Annotated in this window: 21 protein-coding genes; 12 read left to right on the top strand and 9 right to left on the bottom strand. The window is 38.7% G+C overall.

The genetic code is table 11. The features are described from left to right. Window positions 1-209: 209 nt before the first annotated feature. Entirely contained in the window at window positions 210-1,229 is a 1,020-nt protein-coding gene (locus VB713_RS12035; protein WP_323311786.1) for an ABC transporter ATP-binding protein, read from the top strand. A gap of 80 nt (window positions 1,230-1,309) precedes the next feature. Here VB713_RS12035 and VB713_RS12030 read toward each other — a convergent pair whose 3' ends face one another. Then, window positions 1,310-2,248: a hypothetical protein gene (locus VB713_RS12030; protein ID WP_323311785.1), complete on the bottom strand. Its 939-nt coding sequence runs from the start codon at window positions 2,246-2,248 to the stop codon at window positions 1,310-1,312. Window positions 2,249-2,468: 220 nt separating this feature from the next. On the opposite strand from VB713_RS12030, the gene VB713_RS12025 reads away from it, so the two are divergent. Then, a complete protein-coding gene (locus tag VB713_RS12025) occupies window positions 2,469-3,344 on the top strand; it encodes an ABC transporter permease (protein ID WP_323311784.1) in 876 nt (291 codons plus the stop codon). Between the two features lie 44 nt (window positions 3,345-3,388). Beyond that, entirely contained in the window at window positions 3,389-3,766 is a 378-nt protein-coding gene (locus tag VB713_RS12020) for a hypothetical protein (protein WP_323311783.1), read from the top strand. A 119-nt stretch (window positions 3,767-3,885) separates the two neighbouring features. On the opposite strand, the gene VB713_RS12015 is transcribed toward VB713_RS12020, so the two are convergent. Next, a complete protein-coding gene (locus VB713_RS12015; RefSeq protein ID WP_323311782.1) occupies window positions 3,886-4,323 on the bottom strand; it encodes a peroxiredoxin in 438 nt (145 codons plus the stop codon). A gap of 118 nt (window positions 4,324-4,441) precedes the next feature. Here VB713_RS12015 and VB713_RS12010 point away from each other — a divergent pair, with 118 nt between their 5' ends. From VB713_RS12010 to VB713_RS11990, 5 genes are all read left to right on the top strand, one after another. After that, entirely contained in the window at window positions 4,442-4,846 is a 405-nt protein-coding gene (locus VB713_RS12010; protein ID WP_323311781.1) for an Npun_F0494 family protein, read from the top strand. A 174-nt stretch (window positions 4,847-5,020) separates the two neighbouring features. After that, window positions 5,021-6,499: a cobyric acid synthase CobQ gene (cobQ, locus tag VB713_RS12005; protein ID WP_323311780.1), complete on the top strand. Its 1,479-nt coding sequence runs from the start codon at window positions 5,021-5,023 to the stop codon at window positions 6,497-6,499. A gap of 144 nt (window positions 6,500-6,643) precedes the next feature. Continuing rightward, window positions 6,644-6,883 (top strand): 2Fe-2S iron-sulfur cluster binding domain-containing protein, encoded by a 240-nt coding sequence (locus VB713_RS12000; protein WP_323311779.1) that lies wholly within the window; start codon window positions 6,644-6,646, stop codon window positions 6,881-6,883. Between the two features lie 131 nt (window positions 6,884-7,014). Further along, window positions 7,015-7,257, top strand: a complete 243-nt coding sequence (locus VB713_RS11995; protein WP_323311778.1) for an AbrB/MazE/SpoVT family DNA-binding domain-containing protein — start codon at window positions 7,015-7,017, stop codon at window positions 7,255-7,257. After that, a complete protein-coding gene (locus VB713_RS11990) occupies window positions 7,251-7,694 on the top strand; it encodes a type II toxin-antitoxin system PemK/MazF family toxin (protein WP_323311777.1) in 444 nt (147 codons plus the stop codon). Before VB713_RS11995 ends, VB713_RS11990 begins: the two co-directional genes overlap by 7 nt. A 581-nt stretch (window positions 7,695-8,275) precedes the next feature. On the opposite strand, the gene VB713_RS11985 is transcribed toward VB713_RS11990, so the two are convergent. From VB713_RS11985 to VB713_RS11970, 4 genes are all read right to left on the bottom strand, one after another. Beyond that, on the bottom strand, window positions 8,276-8,719 hold the full coding sequence (locus VB713_RS11985; RefSeq protein ID WP_323311776.1) for an SRPBCC family protein: 444 nt from the start codon (window positions 8,717-8,719) through the stop codon (window positions 8,276-8,278). Between the two features lie 66 nt (window positions 8,720-8,785). Continuing rightward, a complete protein-coding gene (gene zds, locus VB713_RS11980; RefSeq protein ID WP_323311775.1) occupies window positions 8,786-10,225 on the bottom strand; it encodes a 9,9'-di-cis-zeta-carotene desaturase in 1,440 nt (479 codons plus the stop codon). Window positions 10,226-10,502: 277 nt separating this feature from the next. After that, a complete protein-coding gene (locus tag VB713_RS11975) occupies window positions 10,503-10,676 on the bottom strand; it encodes a ribbon-helix-helix protein, CopG family (RefSeq protein ID WP_323311774.1) in 174 nt (57 codons plus the stop codon). A 289-nt stretch (window positions 10,677-10,965) separates the two neighbouring features. Continuing rightward, window positions 10,966-12,597 (bottom strand): DUF6930 domain-containing protein, encoded by a 1,632-nt coding sequence (locus VB713_RS11970; RefSeq protein WP_323311773.1) that lies wholly within the window; start codon window positions 12,595-12,597, stop codon window positions 10,966-10,968. A 447-nt stretch (window positions 12,598-13,044) separates the two neighbouring features. On the opposite strand from VB713_RS11970, the gene VB713_RS11965 reads away from it, so the two are divergent. From VB713_RS11965 to VB713_RS11955, 3 genes are all read left to right on the top strand, one after another. After that, a complete protein-coding gene (locus tag VB713_RS11965) occupies window positions 13,045-13,401 on the top strand; it encodes an iron-sulfur cluster assembly accessory protein (protein ID WP_323311772.1) in 357 nt (118 codons plus the stop codon). Window positions 13,402-13,493: 92 nt separating this feature from the next. After that, window positions 13,494-13,916, top strand: a complete 423-nt coding sequence (locus tag VB713_RS11960; RefSeq protein WP_323311771.1) for a hypothetical protein — start codon at window positions 13,494-13,496, stop codon at window positions 13,914-13,916. Between the two features lie 114 nt (window positions 13,917-14,030). Beyond that, window positions 14,031-14,279, top strand: coding sequence for a hypothetical protein (locus tag VB713_RS11955; protein ID WP_015214424.1), 249 nt, complete (start codon window positions 14,031-14,033; stop codon window positions 14,277-14,279). A 264-nt stretch (window positions 14,280-14,543) separates the two neighbouring features. Here the strand turns inward: VB713_RS11955 and VB713_RS11950 are convergent, their stop codons facing one another. The 3 genes from VB713_RS11950 to pbpC form a co-directional block, all read right to left on the bottom strand. Then, window positions 14,544-15,464 (bottom strand): TIGR01777 family oxidoreductase, encoded by a 921-nt coding sequence (locus VB713_RS11950; protein WP_323311770.1) that lies wholly within the window; start codon window positions 15,462-15,464, stop codon window positions 14,544-14,546. A gap of 141 nt (window positions 15,465-15,605) precedes the next feature. Further along, complete coding sequence (locus VB713_RS11945; protein ID WP_323311769.1) at window positions 15,606-15,755, bottom strand: hypothetical protein; 150 nt, start codon at window positions 15,753-15,755, stop codon at window positions 15,606-15,608. A gap of 100 nt (window positions 15,756-15,855) precedes the next feature. Continuing rightward, window positions 15,856-18,291 (bottom strand): penicillin-binding protein 1C, encoded by a 2,436-nt coding sequence (gene pbpC, locus VB713_RS11940; RefSeq protein ID WP_416242439.1) that lies wholly within the window; start codon window positions 18,289-18,291, stop codon window positions 15,856-15,858. Between the two features lie 236 nt (window positions 18,292-18,527). Here pbpC and VB713_RS11935 point away from each other — a divergent pair, with 236 nt between their 5' ends. Then, window positions 18,528-24,227 (top strand): alpha-2-macroglobulin, encoded by a 5,700-nt coding sequence (locus VB713_RS11935; protein WP_323311768.1) that lies wholly within the window; start codon window positions 18,528-18,530, stop codon window positions 24,225-24,227. The last annotated feature ends 99 nt before the right edge of the window (window positions 24,228-24,326 follow it).

The raw sequence follows: 24,326 nt of genomic DNA, 5'->3' as shown, positions 1-24,326 counted from the left end.
ACTCCTGACTCCTGACTCCTGACTCCTGACTCCTGACTCCTGACTCCTGACTCCTAACTCCTGACTCCCAACTCCTGACTCCCAACAAACAAAAAATCCTCATCTCCTTTAATCAAGAATAGTAGAAGAGAATTCATCACAGCTAACGTCTAACTCGTACAATAGAAGATAGATTGTTGAGAATTGTATAGTTAGGGATTATAGCTGTCATGGCTCCCGCCGTTTTAATTGAAAATCTACAAAAACGCTACGGTACTGTTGAGGCTGTCAAAGATGTCTCTTTTCAGGTAGAACCCGGAGAAATTTTTGGACTACTTGGTCCCAATGGTGCAGGGAAAACTACTACTCTCCGAGCTTTGTGTACGCTGACAACCCCTGATGCTGGCAAAATCGAGGTTTCAGGTATTTCGGCGTTAGAACACCCCAAATTAGCCAGGCAAAAGCTGGGTTATGTGGCTCAAGAAGTAGCTTTAGATAAGGTATTGACTGGTAAGGAGTTGCTGCAATTGCAAGCGGCACTTTATCATCTTCCTCGTGCGGTTATCAAACAGCGGATTAACACCGTATTAGATTTACTTGGTTTACAAGAATACGCAGATAAAAAAACCGGAACCTATTCTGGTGGTTTACGCAAACGCCTAGATTTAGCGGCTGGTTTACTTCATTCTCCAGATGTGTTGGTGTTGGATGAACCAACTGTAGGGCTTGACATTGAGAGTCGTTTTGTGGTGTGGGAATTTCTGCGGAAGTTACGCGCTGCGGGGACTACGGTTGTGATTACCAGCCATTATTTAGAAGAAGTTGATGCTTTAGCTGATAGGGTGGCAATCATAGATCGCGGACTAGTTATTGCTAATGGTACACCTTCGCAGTTAAAAGACCAAGTTGGGGGCGATCGCATTACTTTAAGAATCCGCGAGTTTTCACCAACGGAAGAAGCAGACAAAGCTAAAACTCTACTGGCAGCTTTACCCTTTGTCCAAGAAATCATCATCAACAACTCCCAAGGTAACTCCTTAAATTTAGTAGTTACTCCCCAAAATGACGCTTTAATTACTATCCAGCAAGCCTTAAATAATATCGGTTTACCGATTTTTGGTATTGCCCAATCTCGTCCTAGTTTAGATGATGTTTACTTGGCTGCAACTGGCAAAACTCTCATGGATGCTGAATTAGCTGCTGTTGCTAACCGTGATCCAAAAGCGGAGAAAAAACAAAATATGAGATAGGTTAATTGGAGATTAGGAATTGAGAGATGGAAAGAAGATTTTTTTCTCCTAATTCCTAAATCTTCACAATTTCAGTGAAATCAATTTCCAAATCTAGCCAATAATTCCTCACGAGAAATATTCGATAAATTGAGTAGTAAGTCAGTTCTTTCTGTTAGGGAAAGCTCCATAATAGAATTAACAATCTTAGATAATAATTCCTCATCTAAAGCGCCAAAACGCCCTGCTAGTAAACTCACTACCATCAAACGCTGTCCATCTAAACTACCTTCCTGTCTACCTTCTTGTCGTCCTTCTTGCAGTCCTTCTTGTCTCCATTCTTCCCGTTGTTTGAGATACGCTGGTGATAAGTTCATAATTAATTCTCTCTCTTCATCATTTACATTATCTTTCACCTCTATATTTTTGCGCCAAGACGCTAAAATTTCTAGTAGGTGATCCCATTTCTCAGTATCTTCTGATAGTTTAACCAATTCTTCTACAGCTTGTTTTTGGGTTTTTCCTTTTCCCAACACCCTTAACCATAGAGTATTTTGACTAATCGGTAACTGATTGATAGCAATAATGGCTGTTTTTAAGAATTCTGGCAGAAAATAAACCCCTTCACACCAATTAAGTGATTGTTGCAGTTGTGCGCTAAATCCGTTCAGCATTCTCACAGAACAGGAAGGGGTTAATATCCATAAATATGGTAATTTCCCTTCAGGTATAGATTGTTTTTCTCGTTTAGCTTGTCGCAATAAATCGCTATGAACGGTATATAATTTTAACAAACAACTTCTAATTTCTACTTCACTGGGAGCATTGCGAAAAGGTTCAAATAGACAGCTTGTGACTGCCATTTTTGCTAATAATCCTAATTCTAGATCATCAGATGGTGTTGAATTATTGGGAACAAACCAAACATCTATTTCCCGAACTTCGCTTTTAACATCTTTGCTGGTTTCTACATTACCTAAAGAAGTTAATAACTCCTGTAAATATTCTTTTGCAAATTGATCGTGTGGTTGTCGAGTCATAAAATTTTAACTGTTGATTACTCTATTCAGAGAATTTATAGAAACACGAAAAATCATCATTAATCTGGGGTATTAATTTGTGAACAGTCTAGCAATGATTTTTTGTTATAATAAGGTATTAAGAATTATGAATATTCTTTGCCTATTAAAAAATGCGGAAATATTTATAATTTTTACTGGTTAATTTTATCACCCTGTATAACTAAATGACAAAATCCCTATGAAGACTGATATGAATTGGCAGCAATTAGCTACACCGACTGTAGTTACAGAGACTACTCCCAGCTTCTTTGGTGAATTAGTCCAAGAAACACTAGCTTTAACTCGTCGTCTATTTATCCAATTACAACGCCGTCCTTCTAGTTTGGTAGCGGGAATTATTCAGCCGGTGATGTGGTTGGTGTTATTTGGTGCTTTGTTCCAAAATGCCCCCAAAGGTTTATTTGGAAGTACGACAAATTACGGGCAATTTTTGGCGGCAGGTGTAATTGTTTTTACTGCATTTGCCGGGGCTTTGAATGCCGGTTTACCTGTAATGTTTGACAGGGAATTTGGTTTTTTAAATCGGTTGCTGGTTGCACCTTTAGCTTCTCGGTTCTCGATTGTCTTTGCTTCTGCTATCTTTATTATTAGCCAAAGTTTATTGCAAGCGGCTGTAATTGTGGCAGCAGCGGCGTTTTTAGGGGCTGGTTTACCCAATTTGGTTGGGTTAAGTGCGATCGCTCTTATTGTCTTACTTCTGGCTTTGGGTGTCACCGCTATTTCCCTCGGTTTGGCTTTTGCTTTACCCGGTCACATTGAACTTATTGCAGTAATTTTTGTCACTAACCTGCCGTTACTCTTTGCCAGCACAGCCTTAGCACCTTTATCTTTTATGCCTGGTTGGTTGCAGGTGATCGCTACCCTCAATCCTCTCAGCTATGCAATTGAACCAATTCGCTATTTGTATCTTCATAGCACTTGGGGATTAAATGATATCGTCATGCACGCTTTTTGGGGCGATGTTACCTTTGGGAGAGCATTGTTAGTCTTAGTAGGTTTTGCGTTGGTAGCTTTACTCAGCATTCAACCCCAATTACGCAAAACTCTTGCTTAAGATAGAAGCATAATTTTAGTTAATAAAATATGAGGAGGAATCTCATGAAAACACCATTTTTACCAGTTCACAAAATCTTAGTTGCTACTTTTGCCGGAATTAGTCTGGCATCTCTGCTGGTAGCATCGCCTAGTTTAGCTGATCCTAACCAACCCTTTGCTAGTTTAGAGAGCGATCGCAATACCAATTTCTCCGGTAATGGCTCAGATTTCAATATGTTTAACCTGATTCATCAGGCAAATTTTGGCACTCTCAACTGGAATCCTGATCAACAGAATCAACAATTAGATGACGCAGCAGCAGCATTTAAAGCTAGACAAGAAAAACTAATTCAAAGTCAGCAAAAACAAAATCCATCTTCAACCTTGACTACATCTGGAGAAAATACACCATCGTTGCTGCCATTACCATCAGATAAATGAAAATTAAAAACCTCAACCCCTAACCTTTATTTAGGTAGGAGTTGAGGTCAAACAATTTTGGATTTGTTAAAATTGAAAATCTAAAATTCGGTCAGTTTGCTGAGTCATGTGGTGACAAACTACAAGCCCAGCATTTTTAATACATCACTCGCATGAGTAGTTGTGTTAACAGCACCGTCAACATGAATGATTTTACCGTTGGGGTCAATTACGAAAGTGACGCGCTTGGCATAACCACCACCATCAACATCAAAAGCATTGATGAGGGATTTGTCTGTGTCAACTAGTAGGGGAAAATTCAGGTTATATTTAGCGGTGAATGCTTGATGGGCAGCTTGATCATCAGCACTAACTCCCAACACTACAACATTTTTACCTTGATATTCAGGTTGGGCATCCCGAAAACTACAGGCTTGTTTAGTGCAACCTGGCGTGTCATCTTTGGGGTAGAAATAAACAACTACCGTCTTACCAGCAAAATCAGATAATGAAACTGTGTTGCCGTTTGTATCTTTAGCGGTAAATGCAGGTGCATCTGTACCAACTGCTAGTGGCATAATTAACCGTTCCTATTTCAGATTGTTGATGCACTTGAAATTTTACAGTAATTTACAATATTTATAGAAATTGTTAGAAACAAAATATTAACCTTCTAGCTGCTGAATGTCTAAAATCATGACTACTGTTGATTTTCCCAACCCTAAACCCTTTGTTTATACCCCGAAGACACTCTTAAGAGCAGAGCGATCGCTCATTTGTTCACCCTTTAGTCTCAGTTTATTTATAGCTATGCGGACTCAGAGTGTTTCCGTGAGTGCGATCGCTATGGAAAAAGGTGTTAAACAAGGTTACACCAAACGCCCTTTGTCAGAATTGAACTGTGATAACGCTTTTGACTGGCTGATCGAAGTAGGAGTACTAAGGAGAGAAGTCGATGGACAAGGCATTACAGATGGTTTTCGCCTCACTCCCCTTGGTCATCAGTTGCTAGAAAACATTACTGAAAATAACTGGCGTACACCTTCATGGAGCGATCGCGTCAATGATGCCATAACTCGTTGGTTTCGACTACCATTTTAGATTAAAAATTAACAGGTTAAAATAAGCAAGGCAAAGTAAAATCTGGGGTAAAGAAGTAGCAAACTTAACCCTATTTATTAAACTGCTCTTTTTTAAGTTTGATCAGCAAATTGCTATAACAGGGTTTAATCCTCCAATTGCAGCACCGTCGAAAAAAATACTAATACTCAAATTATGAAAGCAATTATGGTAGTGGGAACAACATCCCACGCAGGGAAATCACTGTTAACTACAGCTATTTGTCGCATCTTATCCCGTCGTGGCTGGCGAGTAGCTCCCTTTAAAGGTCAAAATATGGCTTTAAATGCTTATGTTACTCACACAGGAGGAGAAATAGGCTACGCTCAAGCAGTGCAAGCTTGGGCTGCGGGAGTTATTCCTTTAGTAGAAATGAACCCAATCTTACTTAAACCCCAAGGGGATATGACATCTCAAGTCATCCTCAAAGGCAAACCTATAGGTAAAGTTAGTGCTACAGATTATTACGAACAATATTTTGAGCTAGGTTGGCGGACAATTGAAGAATGTCTACAACATCTAGCCACCGAATTTGACATATTGGTCTGTGAAGGTGCCGGTAGTCCAGCAGAAATTAACCTCAAGCACCGTGATCTAACTAACATGAGGGTAGCAAAACATTTAGATGCACCCACTATGTTAGTAGTTGATATTGATCGGGGAGGCGCTTTTGCTCATGTAGTCGGAACCCTAGAATTACTTGACCCTGATGAACGCGCTTTAATTAAAGGTGTAGTTATTAACAAATTTCGAGGACAGCGTTCAATTCTCGAACCAGGAATCAAATGGTTAGAAGAACGCACTGGTATTCCTGTAGTTGGCGTTATCCCCTACTTAGAAGAAGTTTTTCCCGCCGAAGACTCCCTAGACTTACTGGAACGCAAACCTTATAAAGCCCAAGCTGAACTGAATATAGCCGTTATCCGCTTACCGAGAATAGCCAATTTTACCGACTTTGACCCACTAGAATCAGAATCTTCAGTTTCAGTAAAATATTTGAGTCCTAAGCAAGAGTTAGGACACCCAGATGCAGTAATTATTCCAGGAACAAAAACCACAATTGCCGACTTGATAGTGCTGCAAAAAAGCGGCATGGCGGAAGCAATTCAACATTATGCTGCCTCTGGAGGAACAGTTTTAGGTATTTGTGGTGGCTACCAAATGCTAGGTCAGATGATAGCAGATCCAGAAGGAGTAGAAGGACAAGCTGGTAGATTTCAAGGGTTAAATTTATTACCCATCAAAACAGTAATGACAGGACAGAAAATTGCTCGTCAGCGCCAAGTTACTTCCAATTATCCGCAAATGGGCTTACCTGTAAATGGGTTTGAAATTCACCAAGGGCGATCGCGCATAGAACAGCAAGAAATAGATTCTAAAGCCTACCAACCCCTATTTGATGATATTAATTTAGGTTTAGTAGATAATTGTCAATCTGTTTGGGGTAGTTATCTACATGGTTTGTTTGATAATGGACCCTGGCGACGTGCTTGGCTGAACCGTCTCCGTCAACAGCGCGGCTTGAAATCTTTACCCACAGGTGTTGCTAATTACCGAGAACAGCGAGAGCAAATTTTGGACTCTTTAGCTACCCAAATTGAAAGCCATTTAAACTTAACTCCATTTTTGTCTTAGATCATCAAGCCACTGAGGCGTAAACACCTCATCTGGCTTACCCAACGGTAACGCTGCACCTACATCCTTGAATTAAAAAACCCAAAAAGGTTTAAGGTTTTAATTCCAGGATTTTCAGCCTATTTTTTTATACACAGTTATCTCATGAGTATTAGCATCCACTTCTTACCAGATGATGTCACCGTTAATGCTGAAGTAGGAGAACTCCTATTAGATGTAGCAGATCGGGCTGGAGTATCAATTCCCACTGGTTGTCTAATGGGGACTTGTCATGCTTGCACCGTCGAACTAGATGATGGAGAAGTCATTCGTGCTTGCATTACTCCAGTTCCCCCAGGAAAGGAGGAATTGACCATTAATTTGTATAGCGATCCAACGTGGTAATGCTTAGTTATCAGCAAAACGTAGTTGGGATATAGCAATGCTGTGTCCCCGCTTGAATTTTAATTCAAAATCTGGTATCTTCAATGTAGATACCAAAAATTCTGGGTTTAGCTTTTGGAAGTTTAACTTTTATGAGTACAGTTGTTGCCAAATGGGGAAATAGTTTAGCTATTCGGATTCCTAAAACTTGGGCTGAAAAAATTCAGCTAAAAGAAGGAACAGATGTGAATTTAAGTGTATCAGGAGAGAGTCTCATCATTACACCCAAAAAACGAAAAAAATATACCCTTGATGAATTATTAGCAGGGATGACTCCAGATAAGTTTCATCCTGAAATAGAAACTGGAATTTCTATGGGAGATGAAGTTTGGTAGATTCTGTATACGTTCCCCAAAGGGGTGACATTGTTAAATTAAATTGCGGAACAGCAAAGCCAATTTCCGTTGATTTGATTAAACGCATTCAAATATTTATTAAATCAGGAATGTCGTTTGCAGATATTGCTGAAACCCTCGATTCTGAAGTAACACCGAAAGGGCATGAACAGATGGATTATCGCCCTTTTTTGGTTATTTCACCACTTGCATACAATCGTATGGCTTCTTTAGTTGTAGTTTGTCCGATTACTAATTCTATCAAGGGTCTTAGTTTTGAAGTGCCATTATCTGAAGGATTGAATACTCAAGGTGTCGTTTTAGCCGATCAAGTTAAATCACTATCTTGGACAACTAGGAAGGTGCAGTTTGTAGAAACAGTTGCAGAGGATTTAGTTGAAGAGGTGCAAGCAAGGATTGAAGCTTTAATTTTGTAAAGGGTAGAATGTAATAAGAAAAGCATCAAATCGTTCAAGATCCAATACTTGTCAATACTGCTCGGTTAAGGCTCAAAAGTCATTATATGGTAGGTTGGGTTGAGGAACGTTCGCGAAGTGTGGCGAAGCCATAACCCAACATTATCAAGGATTTTGTTGGGTTTCACTTTGTTCAACCCAACCTACAAAAACTTTGTGACTTACCTGTCCTGCAAATTTTTTTACTTTGTGGCGAAGTTGTGGATAGATATTATTATTTACCAATAATTTATCACAAATTTGCTAAAGTTTGTGATTCCACAACAAATTCAACCTGAGATCCTTGCTGTTTAAGGGTCATAATATATACATCTTGGAAGGTGGGGACTAAAAGCATTCTTTAAAGAATGATGCAATACTTACATTGATTGTAAATGTCACAACTGCTGCTGAAACTGAAGGACCAGCTTGGCGGCAAGATGGTGCGGATAAGCCTAAAACATAGAAATTTTAGTAAAGCACAAGATAATTTCACCAGAACAGTTGATTAAAATTTGCCCTTCAGACAGTAAGAAAATTACTGCCTGTTTTCCCAATCTCTATCAACCATCCTTCACATTCAAAGCGTATTCCTTAAACCGCTCCAAATCTGCTTGAATTGTTGACTCCACCGCCTTTCCCAAAAACAAATTATCCATGAGTTTACCAAGAAATCCGGGAATAGCATAGGAAACAGTCATTTTGACAACGCTGCTAGTATTGCGATCATAAAAGCGAATTGCACCCTGATTTGGTAAACCATCAACTGATTCCCATTGGATAATTTGGTTAGGAACAATTTTGAGAATGCGAGATTTCCAGGTAAAGTCCCAACCACCAGTACTCAATTTCCACAGAGATATTTCAGGATCATCGGGTAAAATTTTCACCGAATCAATCCATTTCATCCACTTAGGCATTTGTTCCAAATCAGACCAGAGGCTCCATACTAATTCAATAGGAACCTCAACTTCTACCTGCACACTATGCTCTAACCATTCAGCCATTAGATTTTAGATTTTAGGTTTTAGATTTTAGATTGGTAATTGAATATTCTTCCCAGTCCCCAACCCCTATTTTTTCACATTTTCCAGAATCACCTTAGCCGCACGTAGTCCAGAAATAGTTGCACCTTCCATGCTGTCAATATAATCTTGCTGGGTATAACTACCTGCCAAGAAGAAATTAGGTATAGGTGTTTTTTGGTCAGGACGGTACGCATCCATTCCTGGTGCTTCTCTGTACAAAGACTGAGCCAGTTTTACCACACTGTACCAAGTCATGTTTAAATCTCTGGAAGAGGGGAACAGTTCATGGACTTGTTTAAGGACGTGTTGGGCGATCGCATCATTACTTTGTTTAATAAAAGGATCTCCTGGTGTCAATACCAGTTGCAACAACGAACCTTCCCCAGGACGATAATAATCTGCGGGGCTAGTCAAAGCCAAATCAGCAAAACAAGAAAAATCAGCATCTGCGGTATATAACAAATTATCTATTCCCACGGCATGATTTAATTGTTTCCGCTTTTCCTCGTCTTCCAGTTCTGTTACCCAACCATCAAAGCGTAGCTGTACTGTAGCGACTGGGACAGCATCAAGTTTATAAATATTATCAAATTCTGACCATTTGCGCCATGCCTGGGGTAAAACGCGCTGAACTCCTGGTATATCACAAGCACAGACATAAGCATCAGCGGTGATAACTTCTTCTGTATCACCTTGAGCAACTAATATACCTGTAACGTGAGTTTCTTCCCCGGACTCGGCAAACTGAATTTCCCGCACTTGACGACGGGTATATATTTTAGTACCTCTTGCTTCTAAATATTCAACAATTGGTTTGTGTAAATATTCGTGTGGAGAACCTTCCAGCATTCGCAGAATTGAAGCCTCTGTTCTGACTGCAAATAACTGGAAAATTGTCAACATACAACGAGCAGAAATATTATCACAATCTATAAAGCCAAGAGCGTAAGCGATGGGGTTCCATAGACGTTTGATGCTGCCCTTACTACCCCCATGACTATAAAACCAGTCGGAAAAGCTGATTTTATCTAATTTGCGGATAGTTTTCATTGCCCCATCAAAGTTTATGAAACCTTGGACGATGGGGCTAGTTCCGAGAGCGATCGCATTTTGGAATTTATCCTGGAGTGAAAGTTGGGAAGTTGTGAAAAACGCCTTTAACCCATTAAAGGGCGCACCCGTGATGAAACGAAAATCTAAAGCCCCGGTGCGTCCACCTTTGTTAATAAAAGTATGACTATGTTCTTTAAGGCGTAAGTTTTCCCCGGCTCCCACCTTCTCCATCAACTTAAATAGATTGTAGTAGCAGCCAAAAAATACGTGCAACCCCATTTCAATATGGTTGCCATCACCGTCTACCCAACTGCTGACTTTTCCGCCTACAAACGGGCGAGATTCAAAAATTTGCACCTCACAACCCGCATCAGCTAAATCTACAGCAGTTGCTAGTCCAGCCAGTCCCGCACCTACAATTGCAACACGCATTTCCTCGTTCCTTTATGGCTTACGCCACGCGGCGCTATCAGTTTCTTTACAAATTGTAACTGCCTTGGTGTCGTAATTTGCTACTTAACTGGAGATAGAAGGCAGGAGGCAGGAGAATTTTAGACTTTGGATTTTGGATTGAACTATCTAAAATTTAAAATACTCACTACGCTGCGTCCGTTTCGCTAATGAAAAATCCGAAATTAAACGGGCAGGAGCCAGAAGAAAGATCAATAGACATCTCCATCTTCCCTATCTCCCCATCTCTCCCATCGCCTCAGCTTTTTTCCTTAGATTCTTCAGAAAGAGGTAAACTTCTAATCAGTTCTCGAATGATATCAGTAGCTGGTCTACCTGTTTGTTGACAATATTTTTCTAGCTTTTCTGCTTCCTGTGTTGCTAGGTTAACAGTTATACGTTTAACGGCCCATTTTTTATTTGTCATTATCATGCAGGTTGCTGTTTATTAATGGATTGATAAAGAATTCGATTGCAAAAGTAAAAAACGATAGTATCAGAATTTGCTTCCAGGAAATAGCAAAGTTCTTAATATCATTAAGAATTTTCGATAAAGATTTTTGGTTCTTCCAGGTATAGATAATGTGTTACTAATTATTTTCAACTCTCCATTAATTATGCAGCAGTAAACATCTTAGGTAATTGTAGAAAACCACAGATTAAACCTGGACTCTAGAACTCAGTGCTAATGAGGTATTTACCTGTGGTAACTACATCAAGTATTATTCAAATTCCAGTTTCGGCATAAGTTGGAGAGTACCGATACCCAAATCTTCAGGACAGAGCGATCGCGCTTCAAACAGAGCCATCATATCTTTTAGCTGAGGATTCCCACGGGAAGCGCCTGTCAGTCCTTTAGAAATAATCAAGCCGCAATAGCCTTGAGTATTTTTGCAGCGTTGATTCCATTTTTTCCTGGCTTCGACATGAATGGGATCATTATCGAGAAATTCCCCAAAAAGAAATAATTCTTGATTATTGGTTTGTAGCAAACCCAAATCATAGCGATCGCCATCAAAGGGATCAGTCCCTGGATTAAAGCAAATGGCTTTCAGTCCCTCAGCAGCCTCAATTTTTTCAATCACGGTTTTTGCCTTAGGACGAGAAGTTTGAATCAAAATCACAGGTAATCCATCCCCAACTTGATTGATCACATCTGCTGGATGATAATCTACCTCCCGACGCAAGGACTCTAAAATCTCCCAAGAAATCACACCCAAACTGAGGAAAGAGTCTTCTGGAATCAAGTCATCTCGCAAGGAATGGAAGGCTGTGGAATCAATATCATCTTCATCTGCGATATCAAAACCGGCCATTTCCTCTAACTCTGCTGCCAATTCTGGCATAGTAGAGACAGTTACAGAAACTGATTTAGTATCTTCATCTGGATGAGGCAAGGAAATGCGATAACGTCGATTAATGGCAGGGAAATCATCTTCATATAACTGGTGACGGTGATCACGAACAAAGCGGAGCAAGCTTTCTAGAGCCACAAAAACTACAAGTGCTTCGTCGTCGTATAAAACAGACCGTAATCCTTCCAAAGGATGAATATTACCAAAGGTAGGTTCAATTTCCGATAGGGGTAATTCTGCTAAATCTTCATCCTCATCTTCATCTTCGTCAGTCTGCTCAAAAGTGAGAAACAAACAATCTTGCTTCAGGAAAGCTTCTTCTAAATCTTGTCCAGATTCTTCATCTCTTAAAACATCTGCACGAAACCGTTTGAGAGAATCTTCTGAGCGATAAAACAAAATTCCATATTCCATCCCCAGCATTCCCATCACTGAAGCATAGATTGTCCCCACATCCCATTTATTAATCTCTATGGACAAGATTTGCTGTTCTTCCACAAATTCCCAAGGTGCTGCTTCCCAAGTTGCAAAAGCCTTCTCTTTCAATATTTGTGCATACTGGGGAGGTAAATCGGGGATTTGGCTATCGAGAATATCCGCAAAGGAGCGAAACAGTTCATCAATTAAAGGTAATTCTGGTGTGTAGTCAATGGCAATATCCAAATCTTGCAATACCCCACGCAGGTAAAATTGAATTTCCCGATCTTTCACCACAATTCTTTGCGGCCTGGCGGGTTTAGCTGGACTGTGTGGATGTTCCATTGCTCGCATTAAGGTACGAACTATGGCTTCTGGGCCTAGTTCTGGAGATACCATATCCATGCCTCTGACAATACCTTGAGAGCCATCCACCCAGAGAATGCATTCTCCCTGAGATTCGTCTGATTCACTGGTTTGGGTTTGTGATGAAGATAACGGACGGCGATCGCCCTCCCATATAGAAGGAATTTGGGTTAATTTCTTCAACCGACGACTGGTAGAGCGATTAAAACTTGTCATAGAGTAAAGTTAATCAAAAAAGCTATTTATGAAGAAGTAAATTGTGGGTAGTGGCGAGTAAATTAAGTGCTGAGTAACGAGTACCGAGTAATTCCATAGTTAAAACTAGGGGAATAATTTTTTCTTTTTCCATACCTGAAGGTAGGGACTTCACAGCCAGACGATGAGTACAATTAATTTTCCTTTTTTACTCAAGACTCAGCACTCCTGAAAATTGGTTGTTGCTCAAACAGCTCTAAGACTGGAAAAAATAAAAATACTCCAAATACACCGAATCTCTCAATTCTAGAATAAAAACCTTTCTCTGCTGTTGACGAAGTGTTGAGAATTTAACGTCTGTACTTGTTAATGCAGTTAGAATGGAATAATACTTGAAAGAGCAACCCAGGGGCTATTAACAGCATATACCTGGTAATCGTTATAATAATTAAGGAGTGACAATAGCAAATGACACAAGCAACTGATATTCAACAACGCGGCATTCTGTTGAGCGAATCAGCGTTGCGCCAGGTAAAATCGCTCCAAGGTAAGCAAGGGCAGGATTTATGTTTACGGGTAGGAGTCCGTCAAGGTGGTTGCTCTGGGATGTCTTACATGATGGATTTTGAAGATACTAGTAAGATCACCTCGCAGGATGATGTTTTTGATTATGATGGCTTCAAGATTGTGTGCGATCGCAAAAGCCTATTATATCTTTACGGGTTAATGCTCGATTATAGTGATGCCATGATTGGCGGTGGCTTCCAATTCACTAACCCCAACGCTTCCCAAACCTGCGGTTGCGGCAAATCCTTCGGAGTGTAATATAGTCAATGGTCAGATGTCAGCAGTCAGTTATGAATAATTAACGGCTAATGACCAATGACCAGCGACCAACGATCAATGACTAACGACCAATGACTATCACAATTGAAGAACTGTTTGATACAGGTTTAGAACGTTATAAAGCTGGAGAATCGGTAGAATCGCTCATCCCTGTATTTAAAGAAGTGTGCGATCGCTCTCCCAAAGCCAGTTCCGCTTGGATTTGTCTTTCCTGGCTGTATCTACTCGACAACAAAGCCAACTTAGCCTACAAAGCTGCAAATAAAGCAGTGAAATTAAATCCCCAAGACCCACAAGCCAGAATTAATCTCGCTTTAGCTATGCTGGAAACAGGTCAAAAAGGTCTGCGCGAACATATTGACTTTGCACAACAGTTGATTTTTGTCAATGAAGAATGGCAAACGGAAGTTAAAAATAGCATTGAAGATGGCTTAACTAGAAAACCAGATTGGCAGAGTTTAGCAAAAGTCAAAAAATGGCTATTTGAAGAATAATAGAGAATGGGTTAATAAGTAATATGTAAAATCATGGTTAGGATCAATCGCCTGAATCATGATTTACAGGATTTGAGGATTTTACCGATGACCTACTCTAAAAGCTTATAGAAGATGAAAGATAAACTATTAAATTGGCTCAACTTAGTTTTAGTTGCAGATGTATTCCTGGTGATTTTGGGTTTTATCTGGTTTGCCGTGGCAGTTGTTGGTAATGCCTCTGGAATCAACCTCGGTTTAGATTTATGGCATAAACTGTGGATACCGCTATTTAACCCAGCTATTGGCATCCTCATGGGTGGTGCGATTCTCAGCGGAATTACCAGTTGGGTTTCTAAGAAATTTATGAAAAATGAGTCATAGCAGAGAATAGGATTGTAAGAATTCAGGAGTCAGGAGGCAGGAGTCAGGAGTCAGGAGTCAGGAGTCAGGAGGAAGAATAATAATATTTTTCTCTTCTGTTCCCTGCTATATACCTGCTATATAAAATATTCTGTATCCTGAATCCCTGAATCCTTACATATGATTTAATTACCAATCACCAATTACCCATTACCCATTACCAATCACCAATTACCAATTACCAATTACCAATTACCAATTACCAATCCAAAATTGAATTACGAATTATTTCAAAATTTGCGTTAATGCTGATGGCAAATTCGGATATTGATACTTAAAACCTGCTGCTTGAGTGCGTTGAGGCAAGACTTTTTGACCCTCTAAAACCACAATTGCCCCATCTCCTAACATCGCTTCTAAAGCAAAAGACGGAACAGGCAACCATGATGGACGATTCATCACCTGTCCCATAGTTGTACTTAAATCTGTCATCTGCACAGGATTGGGAGCCGTAGCATTATATACACCTTCTATATTTGGCTTAGTTAAAGCTTGCAGAATTAAGTTAACTATATCGTCTATGTGAATCCATGAAAACCACTGCCGACCACTACCAATAGGTCCACCGGCAAAGAGTTTGAAGGGAGTAATCATTTTCCCCAAAGCACCACCATGACCTAAAACAATACCAAAACGCAAAATTACCAAGCGCACACCAGTATCTGTTACCTTTTGTGCTTCTGCTTCCCACTCTTGGCAGACTTGAGCCAGAAAATCCTGACCTGAAGGGCTATTTTCTTCAAAAGTAGCGGTTTCACTAGTACCATAGTAGCCAATAGCGGAAGCATTGACTAACACACTTGGTTTGGGGTTAGCCTTAGCTATAGCTTCGACAATTTTTTGTGTACCCAGTTTGCGGCTGTTGAGGATTTCCTGCTTACGTTGTGGTGTCCAACGTTCCTCAGCAATGGGTTCTCCTGCCAGATTAACCACACCATCACAACCAGCAATAGCATCTTGCCAAGCACCAGATACAACTGGTGTATAGCCCATAATTTCTAGATTTGGGAAAGCCTGAGCAGGAAAAACTTTGTGGGCAGAATTAGTATTCCGACTTAACACCAGTACTCTATGACCTTCCTCATGCAGTCGTTCTACTAAACGACTACCGACAAATCCTGTTGCACCAGTAATTGCTACTTTCATGTTTGACTTAGGCTAAAGCACTATTGTACAGTCTTGACTTTTACTTCAATTTAACAATTTTTTAGCCTGTAAGTAAGTCGGTTAAGTTAACTTCTTCACTTTTCTCTCTTCCCTGTTACCTGTCACCTAATGTTTTTAGAATTAACTCGCGTGTTCCCAGTCGCTGAGTAATTCACGATTCTGTTTTTTTGCATTACTTTTGCGAACTGGCACTTTAGGAGTACCAATATCAACAGCAGGAAAAGACCGTTTCATTTTTTTGGCAGATTTGTTTTCTTGTGTGTTATTCATAGCTAGATACCTTTGATAAAAAAACTTCAGTCCTAATTTATAACATCAATTTTTCTAGACAATTTCCGGAAGAAAAATTTTGTTTTTGATGAAGACTTAATCAATCTCTAGAATGTTGAGAAATTGTAGGATTGACTACAGAAAAACCTTGACGGCTGGGTTTTGTATTCGCCAACTCAACTTGAAAATTTATCTGATCACTCATCGCCCCACTTCTGGCTTCCAGAGTCCAATTGCCGGGTTGTAAATGCCAAAATAATGCATTAGTTGATTGTGTTGATAAATGCCTACCATTTAACCACAACTCTATAGGCAGATTAGATGTGCCAACCAGTTTAAATTCTAGTTTTGGTTGACTTTTTTCACCAGGATAAACTACAAATAAATCCCCATCATGAGGAGATATAATCCTGAATTTATCAGCATGAGAATTTGATTGTGGCTGTCTTGCTAACCATTCATCATACTCAGGTGTTAAATGGAAATCAGCAGGATTTTCGTAGGCAATTTTATCTGCTGGCGAAAAATATTCCTGCACTATCGAAGTACAGTCAGGTTGAGGTTTTAACCCAGAATTAGCACAAACAGGCAATTGGATTAACCCATCTGGAGGTGGAAAATCTGTCGGTGTTTGATATTGGTGCAGATGTAACATGATTCTGTTCCACAAAGGTGCAGCACCTGTCACACCTGAAACTTGACGCATCGGTTCGCCGTTGAAATTACCTACCCAAGTAGCAACAGTATAATCAGTGGTAAAGCCAACTGTCCAGGTATCACGATAATTTGATGAAGTTCCAGTTTTAACAGCCGCTGGGAAAGGCAAATTTAACACCGAGTCTACACCAAAAGCTGTAGCACGAGCATAGCGATCGCTCAACATATCAATAATTAACTGCCAATTCGTGGGTTTGGGGGTTGGGGACTGGGGACTGGGGACTGGGGATTGATTTAAGATAGTTACTAAAGGCGTACTTTTCCCCAACCGTGCCATAGTCACATAAGCCCTAGCCAGTTCCCACAAACTCACCTCTGCACTACCCAAAGTCAAACCCAAACCGTAATATTCAGCACTTTGATTTAGATGTGCAAACCCCAACTCACGCAACCGATTTAAGAAAGCTTCCACACCAACTTTTTCCAGAACCTTTACCGCAGGTACATTTAAAGAATTTGCTAAAGCAACTCTTACCCGCACCGGACCGAGAAAGCTGTTAGTATAATCTGTAGGGCTATATAACTTCGCCCCTGGAATTGCGTAATGAGAAGGAACATCTGCCAAAATAGAATTTGGTTTAATCACACCTTTTTCCAAAGCTAATTCATACACAAACGGTTTGAGAGTTGAACCTGGTTGACGCAACGCTTGTACTCCATCATTTCGCCCTAATTTCACATCATTAAAATAATCCGGCGAACCGACGTAAGCTAAAACCTCCCCAGAGTAGTTGTCAATTATCACAGCAGCTGCATCATGGACATTATTAACAGCAAGAGAATCAATAACTTGCTGTACCTGTGCTTCCACAAATTGCTGCAAAGGTCGATTTATAGTAGTCTGAACAGGAGAAGATTCCATTGCCCTTTCCTGTTCCAGTCCCCCTCCCCGCAAGCGAGGAGGGATTAGGGGTGGGGTGTTCTGCGTTGCTAACCAAAACAAAAAATGAGGTGCAGCAATAATTCCCTGTTCACGAGATTGAAAAACAACCTTTTCCGTATATATGCGTTCAGCTACTGCTTCAGTAATATATTTATCCTGCACCATTTGATTTAAAACATATTTTTGCCTTTTCTTTAATCTTTCCCAATGTTCATAAGGACTAAAATAAGTAGGATTATTAGGAATTGCAGCTAAAAGAGAAGCTTGGGCTACATTTAAATCACTTGCAGAAATAGAAAAATAAGTCCGCGCTGCTGCTTCCACACCATAAATATTTCCCCCCATAGGTAGACGATTAATATAAGCAGAGAGAATTTCATCTTTATTCATTCCTGCAACTAACCGCCAAGATAGCCAAATTTCAGATAATTTATTTGATAAAGTCCGGGGAGAATTATCCAACATTCGCGCTAATTGCATGGTAATTGTGGAAGCACCAGAAACAATTTTTTTCGCGTGAATAGCTTCCTTGATAGCGCGGATAATTGCTTTCATATCCAATGCCCCATGTTGATAAAAGCTGCCATCTTCAGCAGCTAAAATGGCATTGATAAATTGGGGTGAAACTTGAGTTAATGGTATAACTGCTGTATGCTCTTGATCACGAGTGAGTAATGTTCCCAAGGGTAAACCATTACGATCTGTAAACTGCATAGCTAAATGCTTTTGGGTGATATCTATACTATGAATTGGCGCAAAATAAGGCAATATTCGCACAATGCAGCATACTATAATGATAGTCAAGATATATTTATTGAAATAACGAAAATAGGATTTTGTCTCACGCAGAGGAGGACACTTGCTTGGGCGGGTTTCCCGACTTATGCAAAGTTTCCGTAACGCAGAGACACAACGAGTAAGAGTTTTGAATTTCATAGGGTTATATTTCAATTTCTATTCAAGAGATTTTGCAAAACAGCAATATTTCTTAATCTTTAAGAATTGTATTAATTTTGGGAACTAATTGCACTGGATTGGTTATCTATATAAGTATGTGAGGTTCAGTGAAAACGCAACCCAACAAAATTTATTTCCAATTATTTCCAAAATATTGGGTTTCTTTAAGTTAACCCAACCTACAAATTTAAACTTTTTTCAAGTTATTCAAAAATATGATTAGAAAGTTTCTCAAATTTTTATTTATTATCACCTTTATACTAAGTATAAGCGGCTGTAATTTTGTGGGTATCACTCCAAGTAAAGAAAAATTACCAACGGTTGCATCACTTACACCACCAAAATTACCAAATTGGATAGAACAAATCAGTCCTTTGGGAGATGCAAATACTCTTAGTCAAATTCGCATTCGCTTTCAAGAAGCTTTAATTCCTGTTGAGAGTCTTGATAGTCCAGAACAACAAAATTTATTAACTAAATTTGCCATTTGGCCGCCTTTACCTGGAAAGTTTCGCTTTTTAACACCGCGCATGGTAGGGTTTCAAGCTGATAAAGCATTACCTAAAGCCATACGAGTGCAAGTTACTCTCAAAGCTGGTTTAGCGGATTTAAAAAATCATCGTTTAGATCAAGATTTAGCCTGGACTTTCAATACTGAATCCATTAAACTTACCAACTTACCCGGTGTTAACCCAATTGAAAAAGCAGAAATTGCACCAATTGATTTAAAACCTAAATTACAATTTACATCAAATCTAGAACTAGATTTAGATTCTGTTCAAAAGCATTTACAATTAATTTCTAACGGTAAAACTTCAGGGGTAGGGTTAAAGGTAGAATTAGCTAAAGCAGAAAAACCAGAAAATTTAGATCCTTTAGAAAAATTTGACCCTTCAGCAAAAAATTGGGTTTATAATCTCACCCCCCAGGGAAATTTAGAAAAAGCCACATCTTACCTTTTAACATTTTCTCCTGGTATCCTTCCAGCTTATGGAAATCTCCCCAGTGATAAAGAGTTTGTGAGTAAGTTAGCAACTTATTCACCATTAGCATTTCAGGGAATTAAACCTTACGGACTACCAGACGCAGGGGGAACCTATGGTAGATTTGTGAAAGGCAGTCCTCAGATAGAATTTAATAATGTTTTATTAGCAGATTCTGCAAAAGAGAATATCAAAATCAATCCAGCACCTAAAGACATTGACAGAGTTTTGCAAATCTATGATGAAGATAGAATTGTTAGTATTAATCCCTATGCTTTAGAACCAGATACTAATTATACAATTACTATTAACAAAAATGTCAAAGATAAATTTGGACAAACTTTAGGTAAACCTGTTTCTATTAAATATGATTCTGGTGATTTAGCTGGAGATATTTGGGTTCCCTCTGATTTACATATTTTCCCTAGAGATAAAGATTTACAGTTAAATATTAATACAGTCAATCTACCAGAATCCAAATATCAAGCGAATTATCGTGTCATTAAACCCACAGATTTAGTTTACACAAATAATGCCAATGATTTATTACCCAAACCTGAAAAATGGGAAAGCTTCAAGGTTTCAGGTAAAAAAAATCAATCGCTTAATGTAACTGTTCCCCTGAAAGCAAGATTAGGTGATAATCAGGGAATGTTAGCTTATGGGGTGCAAGCAAAAACTAACAAATATCAAGAGAATAATAAACAATTGTGGAGAGAAGCAACGACTTATGGAATGGTGCAATTAACTAATTTAGGTGTGTTTTCTCAATGGTTTCCAGAGTCGGGTTTAATTCGGGTTCATCATCTTAGTGATGGTTCACCAGTTAAAGCGGCAAATATTGAAATTTATCAATCAAAATTATATGAAAAATCTAGTTCTCAATCTGTACCTTGTGCAACGGGTGAAACTGATGTAAATGGAACTTTGAAAATTGATAATAATGAATTAAAAGATTGTTATTCAAAAGATGAAAAATTACCAAAATTATTAGTAATTGCCCGTGAAAATAAAGATTGGGCTTTTGCAAGAACTCAAGAATATAGCGGTAGTTATGGTTATGGTATTGATGCTGGTTGGGAAGATGGTAAACCGATATCACGAGGGGTAATTTTTTCTGATAGACAGTTATATCAACCAGGAGAAAAAGCTGCATTTACGGCTTTTGCAGATTATTTAGAAAAAGGCGAAATTCAGCAAGATAAAAATGCTGAATACAAATTAACTTTGGTAAATCCCAATGGACAAAATTCTAATTTAGGTACAAAAAGTACAAATGAATTTGGTACATTTTCCTTAGAGTTACCTATTCAAAAAGCTCAACCCTTAGGCTATTATAAAATTGAGGCTAAAGGTAAAAATGGGCGAGAAATATCTGGTGAATTTCGAGTAGCTGAATTTAAACCACCTAATTTTAAAGTTGATTTAGAACTCAATAAAAAATTTGCTATTATTAATGACAAGATTGAAGCAAAGGTAGTCAGTAATTATTTGTTTGGTTCACCTGTAGAAGCAGGGGAAGCAAAATATTACATTACTCGTCAGCAAACTAATTTTATCCCTCAAGGTTGGGAAGAATTTAGTTTTGGAAAACAATGGTTTTGGCCAGAAGAAAGTCCCAATGTTTCTACTGATGTTTTACAAACTAATACTCAGTTAGATGCTAATGGTAAAAATAGTCAAACGGTAACGGTAGCCAAAGATTTACCTTACCCAATGACTTATCGAGTAGATATTCAAGTTGCTGATGTTTCTAATTTATCAGTTGCTAATTCCCAAACTTTTACAGCTTTACCTAGTAATAGACTTATCGGTTTAAAAAGTAATTTTGTAGCTGACGCTGGTAAGACTTTTCCGGTAGAAATTATTATTACTGACGCGACAGGAAAACCTTTAGAAAATGAACGGGTAAATTTAGAGTTACAACAAATCAAATATAGTAGTGTTACTCAAGTAGTTGAAGGTAGCAGAACTCCGAAAAATCAAGTTGAATATAAAACAGTTTCCAAAACAGAAATTAAATCTGCTAATATTCCGCAAACAGTAAATTTACAACCTACAGAATCAGGTTCATACCGCATTCGGGCTAATTTTAGCGATAGTAGAAATGAAATCACAGCTACAGATTTACAAATTTGGGTAACTGGTGCAAATCCTGTGTTCTGGGGTGAAAGAGAAAAAGATAAATTAGAAGTTAAGTTAAATAAAAAAGAATTCAAAGTTGGGGAAACGGCTACTGCTTTAATTCAGTCTCCCTACCCAGAAGGGGAATTATATTTTGCGGTAATTAAAGATAAACCTCTCTATCAGCAAGTTACTAAAATTAAAGGAAGTGCGCCACAAATTCAGTTTACAGTTACGCCAGAAATGTTACCCAATGCTGGTGTAGAAGCGGTGTTAGTCAGACAAGGTAAACCACTTAATCAAGTAGAACCAGAAAATTTAGAAAATTTAGCTAAAATTGGTTTTGCACCTTTTAAAGTTAATTTAGAAGATAAGTATTTAAAAGTAGAAGTTAAGCCAAATCAAAGTTCTTTAGAACCTGGTAAAGAAGAAACTGTAGAACTGGAATTAAAAGATCATCAAGGAAACGCCACTCAAGGACAATTTACTGTCATGGTGGTGAATGAAGCGGTGTTACAACTTGCTGGTTATCGTCCACCGAATTTGGTAGATACTGTATATGCAGAACAACCAATTTCTACCCGTTTTAGTGATAATCGTCCAGATGTTGTTTTACAAAATCAAAATCTGGATAAACCAAAAGGTTGGGGTTATGGTGGTGGGTTATCTAGTGCTTTAGCAAATACTCGCATTCGTGAAGATTTTCAAGCTTTAGCTTATTACAATGGTTCTGTAATTACTGATGAAAATGGTCAGGCGAAAATCACTTTTAAATTACCAGATGATTTGACTACATGGCGGGTTATGGTGGTGGCTACGGACGGAAATCTGCGTTTTGGTAATGGTGAGAAGACATTTATCACCACAAAGCCATTAATAACTAATGCTATTCTCCCACAATTTGCCCGGACAGGCGATCGCATTCTTGGAGGTTTATCAGTCACCAATACCACCGAAAACACTGGAAATTTAAGCATAAACGGTGAACTTAGCGGTTCTCTCCAATTTGCAGAAAACAACCCTAAAACCAAAACTCTGCAAACACCAGTTGAGTCAGCAACCCAAGCATATCGTTTCCCAATGGTTGCGGATAGTGTGGGTGAAGGTAATGTTACATTTAGAACACAGCTAAATAATATCACAGATGCTTTTTCAGTTCCTTTGGAGATTAAGCCATTAGAAATTACAGAACAAGTTGTAGAAACTGGTGTGAGTGAAAAACAGGTAAAAATTCCCCTGAATGTCGATAAAAATACCTTTGCGGAAACAGGAGGTTTAGATATTCAGTTAGCCAGTACCTTAATTCCCGAAATTAAAACACCCGCAAAACAAGTTTTAGGTGATAATGATTTACCATTTGCAGAACCAGCCGCGAGTCAGTTATTAATTGCTGCAAATCTGCAAACTCTCACCCAACAATATAATCAAACATTTGCAGAATTTAATCCCCAAAAACAAGCTAACCTAGCAATTGAACAACTGCAAAAACTGCAAATAGCTGATGGTGGTTTTGCTGCTTTCCCAGGACAAGAAAAATCTGATCCTTGGGTTTCTGCTTATGCTGCGGAATCTCTGACAAAAGCTAATCAAGCTTACCCTGGTTTAGTCAATTCTCAAATTCTCTCTCAACTAAAAACTTATTTACAGAAAGTTCTGGTTAACCCTGGACAATATGAGTTTTGTAAATTACAACTCTGTAAATCACAACTGCAACTAAATTCTTTAATTGCGCTATCACAATTAGGAGATAAACGCAATAGCTTCTTGTCAGATATTTATAAACAACTTGATAATTTTGATGTTGTCACCCAAATTAAATTAGCAAGATATCTATCTCAATTTTCTGAATGGGAAGATGAAGCCCAAATCATCCGAGTTCAGTTACAAAAAAATATCTATGAAACTGGACGTAATGCAGTTGTAAATTTACCTCCTAGCTGGAGTTGGATGAATTCACAAACCACAACACAAGCCCAAGCATTACGCTTATTTATTGACCAAAAAGCCAGCCCAGAAATCATTGATAAATTATTTCAAAGTCTACTAAATCTTCGCAGAGAAGGAACATGGCAAACAACTTATAACAATGCCCAAGCCTTAACCGCTTTAGTAGAATATAGTCAACTACAATCAACGCCACCCAATTTTGTGACTACAGTCAAATTAGCAGGTAAAAAGTTAGGAGAAACTCGATTTAATGGTTATCAAAATCCTAGCTTACAAGTAAATGTAGCAATGGATAAATTACCTCGTGGTCGTCATGATTTAATTTTGCAAAAATCTGGAAAAGGCAAATTACATTATTTAGTTGCTTACAGTTATCGCTTGCCAGGAAATCAATCGGGAAGATTTAACGGTTTACGAGTAACGCGAGAAATTAGTAAAGTTAATGAAGAAAAAGTTATCCAAAAAACAGGAATGTATGCCATTGATCAACCTTTGACTTTAAAACCAGGAGAAGTGTTTGATATCGGTTTAGAAATAATTACAGATCATCCTGTAGATCATCTAGTGATTAAAGACCCATTACCCGCAGGTTTTGAAGCAGTAGATGAGAGTTTCCAAACTGCGACACCTGCATTGCAAGCAAAAGCCGATAATTGGCAATTAGGATATAAAACAATCTATAAAGATAGAATTATCTCCTATGCAGATCATCTGGAAGCTGGAGTTTATAATTTACATTATTTAGTCCGTTCTATAACTCCAGGAACATTCCTTTGGCCTGGTGCAGAAGTACATCTGCAATATGCACCAGAAGAGTTTGGACGCAGTGCAGATTCTACTCTGATTTTGGAGAAGAAATAAACAAAAATTGTGACCTTGTAAGAGGATGTTTGAAAAGTGGTGACTGATGTATTAAAAACTTTAGATCCTCCTAAATCCTCCTTTTTAAGGAGGACTTTG

Source organism: Anabaena cylindrica UHCC 0172, assembly GCF_034931625.1.
Lineage (GTDB): Bacteria > Cyanobacteriota > Cyanobacteriia > Cyanobacteriales > Nostocaceae > Anabaena > Anabaena cylindrica_A.
This window is presented reverse-complemented; position numbering and strand designations above follow the sequence as displayed.